Consider the following 6,463-nt stretch of genomic DNA (forward strand, 5'->3'; position numbering starts at 1 on the left):
TTAATTGGTGCCGAAGAAGGATTGGTACATCTCCACATCGGTCATGCCGGAAGTCTGTTTGGTATACTCACCTACAGAAGCAAGCCCGGCAGGCTCTTCTTCCGGTTCGTCCCTGTAGGTTCCCGGTCCCACACCTTCGGGATACTGCACCGGGGCGGTCAGTTCTTCATTGGCATATTCTTCACGCTGGCGATCCATGCTCTTCTGGGATTCACCTACCGGAATAGGCATCACAAGTTTCGTATAAGCTTCGCTCATGCACTCTTCGAGTAGAAGTTCTTCACAGGCGATGTAATGTCCGACGAGGGCACGCTTGTTGGCGTGTATCTGGGCGAAAAGCCTGCTGCTTTCTTCTTCCGTCCGGTCTGCCGTGGCACGATGGATGACAACCTTCGGCGTGGCGGTGGCGGCATATTTCAACGCACCTTTGGCACCTACTTCCCACAGTTCCACGGCAGTCATATCTTTGGGATCGTAACGGTAACGGAAACTGTTGCCGATGTTCCGCATGTGGAAGTCCATGTCTACCAACCCGTCTTCACCGTATACCATGTAGCGGTATTCCTGCTTGTTGCGCTCGAAGATGAAGCCGTGCTTGTTATACTTTACACTGTCTTTGCTCAGGAGCATGAAGAGTTCCTGCACCCCGAAGTCGTCCAACGGTTCGGCATTCGGACTGCTGAGTGTGGTGTACATCTCCATACGGGTCATGCCTGTTTCAGAAGTGGGGTGCAACATTTCGTTCCATTCTTGGCGACATGCCAGATATTGTTCTTTCATCTCTTCCAAGGTGGGAAGCTGGGCGATGTTCTTCATGATCAAGTCCACGTTGACGTGGCTGTTCTCTTTTGTTGCGGTGATATTCTGCCCGGTGTAGTTATAGAGCTTGTGCATCACCTGCATCTGGAAACGCCCGAAAGCACTTTCAATGGTTTTAGACTGGCCGTTGTGCGGCATGGTGGTCTTGTGCAGGTGGCAGATTCTCTTAAAGAAGTATTGTGCTTCCGGTTTCTTATGACCGCCTTGGTTGTCGGTCACTATCTCGTAAGGTTTCACCTTCCATGTTTCCAGTGCCATGCGGTAGGCGTCATACTGGGTGAGGAAATTTTCAGCACCGAAAGAATATCCCAGGAAGACTTCCGTGCAAGCGTCCATCACCTCGTACACGTCGATGGTACGCGCCACCATGCGTTTCTGTTTCTTGTCGTAATCCTTGTAATAGAGGTTCAACTTCGTACCGTCACCATACCACAACGTGTTCGGCATATCAGGAAGCTTGGTGTCGAACTGAGGCATGAACTCGTTCTTGAAGGCAATCTCACCATGTACGACGCCATACCACCACAGTTTGATACTCGTTTTATACAGGTAGTTGATGACTGTCTGGGGAGATGCGATCGGCTTCAACTTATCTTCTTCACGGGTAGCGCGTGCGTTCCGCTCCTCTACAATGCGGTTGAACTCCTCGAATATCTGCATGTCTGTATATACCGGGAACTTGCTTCGCTTCAGCTTCAGCAACAGGCGTCCTTCCTTCGGTCCAACCTTGCGGGCGGACTGGTTACCGGCATTGCCGTTGACGAGCACCGCATAGCCGTACTTCTTATAAGCGGCATACTTCTCCATCAGACGGGCTTTCGGAAGTGTGTGCTGATACCGCTCGCGCAGGTTTTCACACAGGGCAATAACCTGTTCGCGTATCATCTTATTGTCTTGAAAACCACACTTGCCTTGCGAGTCGCGCATGCTCACCTCCAACGCCACCATGGCATTCAGCACCTTGGCATTCAATACGTACTCTGCCTGGCGGTCGAGACTAATAGCCGGGGTGAATTTCTTGTAGAAATCAACAGCTTTGCTGTCGCTTTTTAATCGGTTATCCATGGGATTGATTTGTTGTTGTTGTTTGATTTTCTCTTTAGCTTTGGGGTTCTTGGCGTCATAGTTCTTACGAATCGGCTCATACATGGTTTCGTAATAAATCAACGCTTCCCGATTCCGGCCTCCGCGTTGTGCTACCACAAGTTTGCCTTCATAGACATATTTCTTGTAACTGGACTTGCTTAATATTCCACCTTCCACAAGTTCCCTATAGCTAACACACAGTGTCTTTCCAAACATTTCCATAATCAGAAACTTTACTTATTCAACTTGTGCAGGCCCCGGCATCGAACCGGGGAGCCAGCCACTTCCTTTTCCCAAGAGCTAATATATAGAAAGTTCCGAGCCTGCTTACCATTTCTTCTACACCGCTTCCGTGTTTTTCTTGTCCGGTATCAGCATGGATAATGCCACAACCACCGCCAATGCCACAATCACCATTCCGCTGATGCTGTCCTTGCTTGTCGCATCCACGTTTGCGCCTAGCCAAATCCCGTAGACCATACCTACGATGATGGCAGCTTTCTGTAATTTTCTGAATGTCTTCATATACTGTCAAGTTTTAAGAGTTCTTTAAAATCACTTCGTCCAAGTTGTAGAACATATTGAACTGGTGAGGCAGCACAATCGTTTCCTGCGTATCCTCATCCCAATCAATGTCTATGCACACCGTATCGTTTTCCGCACCCAAAATGGCGTTATACTTCTCCATCAGCTTCCCCAGTTCCGTGAGGAATGCCATTTCTTTTTCTGTTAGTTTTCTGCCCATATCACTTTTCCTTTTTAAATTGTTAATTCTTTCATTGAAAAATCTACCCCTATTCATCCCGAACCGGGATAGTTTTGCTACATTTGTAGCTGATAAAAACATTGTCTTATATTAAAATTTCACATCATGGAAAAAGAAAGGGTAGAAGGGATAACCCTTCAAGTTAATGCTATTTTTGCCCGTTTGGAAGCTCTTAAACAAGCTCTTCCTGAAGAGAGTCTTGAGAAATACCTCAAGTACATAGAACAAAAGAAGCAAACTATGAAAGAGAAATACGATGTCAACGAGAATCAACTCGAAGAGTGGTATCAATAATTTCTTTTTCTCGCTCTGCAATAACTTCTCGCACAATCGGTGCGAGAAGTTGTTTTAGCCATTTCTTAACTAATTTTCCCATCCTTGTTTATTTATAAAGTCACCACATCATTCACTATCACCGCCTTCACATTCCCTTTCGCATCCAGCACCTTCACCTGTCGTTTCAGTTCATCAGTCACATCAACAATCTGCACCAATGAAGCACCGTTTTTCAATGCTGCCTCCCTAATTTTACAAGCCTGAACACTATTACGTTTGAATAATAAAGCTTGGCTTACGTTCTGCACAGTCACACCGAATGTTTTAGCAAGCTTAACCTTGCTTTTGGCATCTAATTCAATTTTCTTTCTCATATATCTATTTAGATTAAAATTATCACTATATTTGGGGCTGTTTCTATTAAACATGCTGCAAAGCTAAGTGATAATTTTCATCCACGCAAGGTTTTATGAGATAATTTTCATCCAAATGAGCAATATTTTATCAAGAATTCAAGAAATAGCACTAAATGAGGGGATAACTATCGCCGCATTAGAACGTAGTATTGGTGCTAGTAAAGGCGTGTTATCTAGAGCTATAGCTAATGGTACCGACATCCAATCAAAGTGGTTACAGAATATAGTTGAAAATTATCCCTCATATTCTGCAGAATGGTTAATTGCAGGTCGTGGTTTTATGCTTCGTTATGAAGTTGCGACCACTGGTGTAACATCTACAATATCCACACTTGTCCAAGATGATAATTTTGTTTCTATTCCATTGGTTGACATCTCTGTTGCCGCAGGATGTTGCGGATATGATAACCCTGATTATTTAGAAGCAGTGGATACTATAAAGATGCCTTCTTCTATGGTACGCGATGGTCGCAGATACTTTTGTGTCCATATCAAAGGAGAAAGTATGTCTCCTACATTATTAGATAGTTCTTATGTCGTTGTCAGACTCTTGGAACGCTCAGAGTGGCAAGATATGCCAGATCGGCATGTTTACGTTGTGAGTGATCGCGATGGACGCGCATATATCAAGCGAATTAAAAACAGATTTAGCAAGCACGGCTTCATTGTGTGTATGTCAGACAATATAGATAAGGTTAACTATCCTAATTTTAATTTGGAAGAACAAGAAATAAATTCAATTCTCCATGCAGAGTGGTACTTCAGTGCAAAAATGCCCAACCTCAATGAAACATATTACGACAAGGTCAATCAACTGGAAGACAAATATGATATACTTGAAGGTCAAATGAAACGGATATTACAAGCTATCAGTATTAAATAATAAGATAAGAAATAGAATCGAATATAAATCAGCAAGTTTTTTAAATAACGATTAATAACCATTTAAAAATAAGATATATATGGATGTTTTGGTGTCAATTATTATTATAGTATTTGGAATTCTTCAGATTGTTTTATTCTTCAAAATATGGGGAATGACCAATAATATCTTCGAGATAAAAGAACTGATAAAGAAATATAGTATCGAAGAGAAAGTAAATCCCAAGCAACAAAAGCCTACTACGAAAACGGATATACAAATAGAAGACTTAGTAATAGAATTGAAAAGTAAACGCCAACTAAAAGTCGTAGATATAACAGAGGATGGTAGATTTCAATGTAAAACTCCAGGCGGAATAGCGCCTATAGGCTTTTTTGAAAGGGATGAAATTGAATTAGTCAGAAAAGAAAAATGACACAAAAAGAAGAAATCAATTTCTGATTTATAATCAACACAATAATACGTGGCATTCAAATAGTAATTAACAGCTATAAAATATATAATAATGAAAGAATCCACTTATAAAAGAACTATAGTCTATAATGATCTATTCATAGATCAAGGTAGCAGAAGAAAGGGAGATGAAAGAAATAGGGAATTTTGGCAGGCTATGGACGGGCTTCACTCCAGATACCCTGGATGTAATATTCTTGTAGAACGCTACGCTAAAGAGCATTTTTCAACCGGCATAGGTGAAGACGTACGGATTATTTGCAGTTCTCCTGATGTTCAGAAGATGGCAGATCATATTTATGATACTCATTATTATGTTGTTCCGATATCCCTATCTGTACTGGGAGATGGGGAAAAAGAGGACGCGATAGCTCATGTATTGCGTAACGATGTAATGAATCCGTGAGATAAAGAGATAAATCTGTATAATCATTTATACTCAAATTGTCCGTTTGGACTTCAGTTGTCAATGTATTTCCTCCACAGTAATCCACTATCCGATGATCGTTTTCATCCAAAAAGTCAAATGTTACCACTAATATCCCCTTCATAGCTCTTAATTTTAAGCTCCCGGCACAATCACCGGGAGCATTTTCCATCAACAATCAATCAATAACCTTAAATCTCCGTACGTTTTATCCCTCAGACGGAGCACTGATCAGCGGGAACGTTACCAACACCTTCAATAAACATTGTGGCAGGAACAAGGCTCGAACTTGTGACCTCATGGGTATGAACCATGCGAGCTACCTACTGCTCTATCCTGCTATATTATGCACCGCGCACACGTTTATGCGGCTAAAATACCACTTATTCCGCTAATAGATACTACAAATCAACCACTTATATAAGCTTTACAATCCTAACACATTGAAAAATGACTATACTATCCCCCTATAAATATTTATTAAAACGCCATAAAACACTACTTCAAAAGAAACATCATACCCAAAACACTCATTTTTTTAAGGTGAAAAAGTAACCCCATTCAACAAGAGAATAAACAATATAGACAAAAGAGTAACCCCATTTCAGTAACCCCAAAGGTAACCCCAATCCATCATTTAACACTTCCTCACTTCATTGATCGCCAACAAAGATTTCTCTATCCACTAATTTCGGATCATCCAAATAAGGGGCTGTTTAAACACTCTAAACAGTACATATTTTTAGCCCAAATACTTCTATATAATTATTATTTGGAATATATTTGCATTTGAAACTTCTAAATAGTAACAATATGACTAAGGTTATTCACGTACATTTGATTTTTGAGAAGAAAGACTATTATTTCGGTAGCATCAGTGCCATCTATACCGTCCTAAACGAGGCTCAAATAGGCATAAAACAAAGCACCTTACTTCATGCCGGTCTATATGACGGTGGCGTCAAGACAACTCAGAGAGCCATTATCAGGCAGTCCCACCTCATCCGCAGTACACAGGAGTAGTCCACACCACCGCACACGGAAAAAGGGCTGAATTGCGCCTCAAAAAGCATCAATTCAGCCCTCATTTTATCCCAATGTAACATTCAACCGTTTAAAAGTCCATCATATTCCATTCAAATGTAACACTCCTGTCCCATAATATAACAAATCGTTTTGTATTCGGCATTCCATTTCAATCTTCCTCAAACCCTTTGTACATCGGCGTTTCAGTGTGATCCCAGCCTCTCATTGTTTACATACAATTCGTTCTGTGCCCCTTAATTTAAACAATATAATGAGGGTGAAATTTTATTATTCCCCGACCGTTTAGACTT

At 41.5% G+C, this 6,463-nt stretch carries 9 protein-coding genes and 1 tRNA gene; 5 read left to right on the top strand and 5 right to left on the bottom strand.

Annotated features, from left to right (window positions below; all coding sequences use genetic code 11):
• The 3 genes from QZ135_RS19390 to QZ135_RS19400 form a co-directional block, all read right to left on the bottom strand.
• Complete coding sequence (locus QZ135_RS19390) at positions 1 to 2,127, bottom strand: hypothetical protein (RefSeq protein ID WP_294613175.1); 2,127 nt, start codon at positions 2,125 to 2,127, stop codon at positions 1 to 3.
• A gap of 117 nt (positions 2,128 to 2,244) precedes the next feature.
• Positions 2,245 to 2,430, bottom strand: a complete 186-nt coding sequence (locus QZ135_RS19395) for a hypothetical protein (RefSeq protein WP_294613178.1) — start codon at positions 2,428 to 2,430, stop codon at positions 2,245 to 2,247.
• A 13-nt stretch (positions 2,431 to 2,443) separates the two neighbouring features.
• Positions 2,444 to 2,650, bottom strand: coding sequence for a hypothetical protein (locus tag QZ135_RS19400; RefSeq protein WP_294613181.1), 207 nt, complete (start codon positions 2,648 to 2,650; stop codon positions 2,444 to 2,446).
• A gap of 126 nt (positions 2,651 to 2,776) precedes the next feature.
• Between QZ135_RS19400 and QZ135_RS19405 the strand changes: the two genes are divergently transcribed.
• Entirely contained in the window at positions 2,777 to 2,965 is a 189-nt protein-coding gene (locus QZ135_RS19405; protein ID WP_294613184.1) for a hypothetical protein, read from the top strand.
• A gap of 92 nt (positions 2,966 to 3,057) precedes the next feature.
• Here the strand turns inward: QZ135_RS19405 and QZ135_RS19410 are convergent, their stop codons facing one another.
• Positions 3,058 to 3,321: a hypothetical protein gene (locus QZ135_RS19410; protein ID WP_294613187.1), complete on the bottom strand. Its 264-nt coding sequence runs from the start codon at positions 3,319 to 3,321 to the stop codon at positions 3,058 to 3,060.
• Positions 3,322 to 3,436: 115 nt separating this feature from the next.
• On the opposite strand from QZ135_RS19410, the gene QZ135_RS19415 reads away from it, so the two are divergent.
• From QZ135_RS19415 to QZ135_RS19425, 3 genes are all read left to right on the top strand, one after another.
• The gene (locus QZ135_RS19415; RefSeq protein ID WP_294613190.1) at positions 3,437 to 4,246 is read left to right on the top strand and encodes a S24 family peptidase; all 810 of its coding nucleotides are present in this window, start codon (positions 3,437 to 3,439) and stop codon (positions 4,244 to 4,246) included.
• 79 nt (positions 4,247 to 4,325) lie between these two features.
• Positions 4,326 to 4,661, top strand: a complete 336-nt coding sequence (locus QZ135_RS19420) for a hypothetical protein (RefSeq protein ID WP_294613193.1) — start codon at positions 4,326 to 4,328, stop codon at positions 4,659 to 4,661.
• Between the two features lie 90 nt (positions 4,662 to 4,751).
• Complete coding sequence (locus QZ135_RS19425; RefSeq protein WP_294613196.1) at positions 4,752 to 5,105, top strand: hypothetical protein; 354 nt, start codon at positions 4,752 to 4,754, stop codon at positions 5,103 to 5,105.
• A gap of 289 nt (positions 5,106 to 5,394) precedes the next feature.
• Here QZ135_RS19425 and QZ135_RS19430 read toward each other — a convergent pair.
• A tRNA-Met gene (locus QZ135_RS19430) sits at positions 5,395 to 5,467 on the bottom strand.
• 472 nt (positions 5,468 to 5,939) lie between these two features.
• Between QZ135_RS19430 and QZ135_RS19435 the strand changes: the two genes are divergently transcribed.
• The gene (locus QZ135_RS19435; RefSeq protein ID WP_294613199.1) at positions 5,940 to 6,149 is read left to right on the top strand and encodes a hypothetical protein; all 210 of its coding nucleotides are present in this window, start codon (positions 5,940 to 5,942) and stop codon (positions 6,147 to 6,149) included.
• Positions 6,150 to 6,463 lie beyond the last annotated feature (314 nt).

Source organism: uncultured Bacteroides sp. (genome assembly GCF_905207245.1).
In the GTDB taxonomy this organism is placed as follows: Bacteria; Bacteroidota; Bacteroidia; order Bacteroidales; family Bacteroidaceae; genus Bacteroides.

What these genes read in the sequence shown, in the direction of transcription:
- QZ135_RS19425 (WP_294613196.1), top strand. Translation starts at nt 4,752, where the DNA reads ATGAAAGAATCCACTTATAAAAGAACTATAGTCTATAATGATCTATTC.
- QZ135_RS19395 (WP_294613178.1), bottom strand. Translation starts at nt 2,430, where the DNA reads ATGAAGACATTCAGAAAATTACAGAAAGCTGCCATCATCGTAGGTATG.
- QZ135_RS19435 (WP_294613199.1), top strand. Translation starts at nt 5,940, where the DNA reads ATGACTAAGGTTATTCACGTACATTTGATTTTTGAGAAGAAAGACTAT.
- QZ135_RS19390 (WP_294613175.1), bottom strand. Translation starts at nt 2,127, where the DNA reads ATGGAAATGTTTGGAAAGACACTGTGTGTTAGCTATAGGGAACTTGTG.
- QZ135_RS19415 (WP_294613190.1), top strand. Translation starts at nt 3,437, where the DNA reads ATGAGCAATATTTTATCAAGAATTCAAGAAATAGCACTAAATGAGGGG.
- QZ135_RS19400 (WP_294613181.1), bottom strand. Translation starts at nt 2,650, where the DNA reads ATGGGCAGAAAACTAACAGAAAAAGAAATGGCATTCCTCACGGAACTG.
- QZ135_RS19420 (WP_294613193.1), top strand. Translation starts at nt 4,326, where the DNA reads ATGGATGTTTTGGTGTCAATTATTATTATAGTATTTGGAATTCTTCAG.
- QZ135_RS19410 (WP_294613187.1), bottom strand. Translation starts at nt 3,321, where the DNA reads ATGAGAAAGAAAATTGAATTAGATGCCAAAAGCAAGGTTAAGCTTGCT.
- QZ135_RS19405 (WP_294613184.1), top strand. Translation starts at nt 2,777, where the DNA reads ATGGAAAAAGAAAGGGTAGAAGGGATAACCCTTCAAGTTAATGCTATT.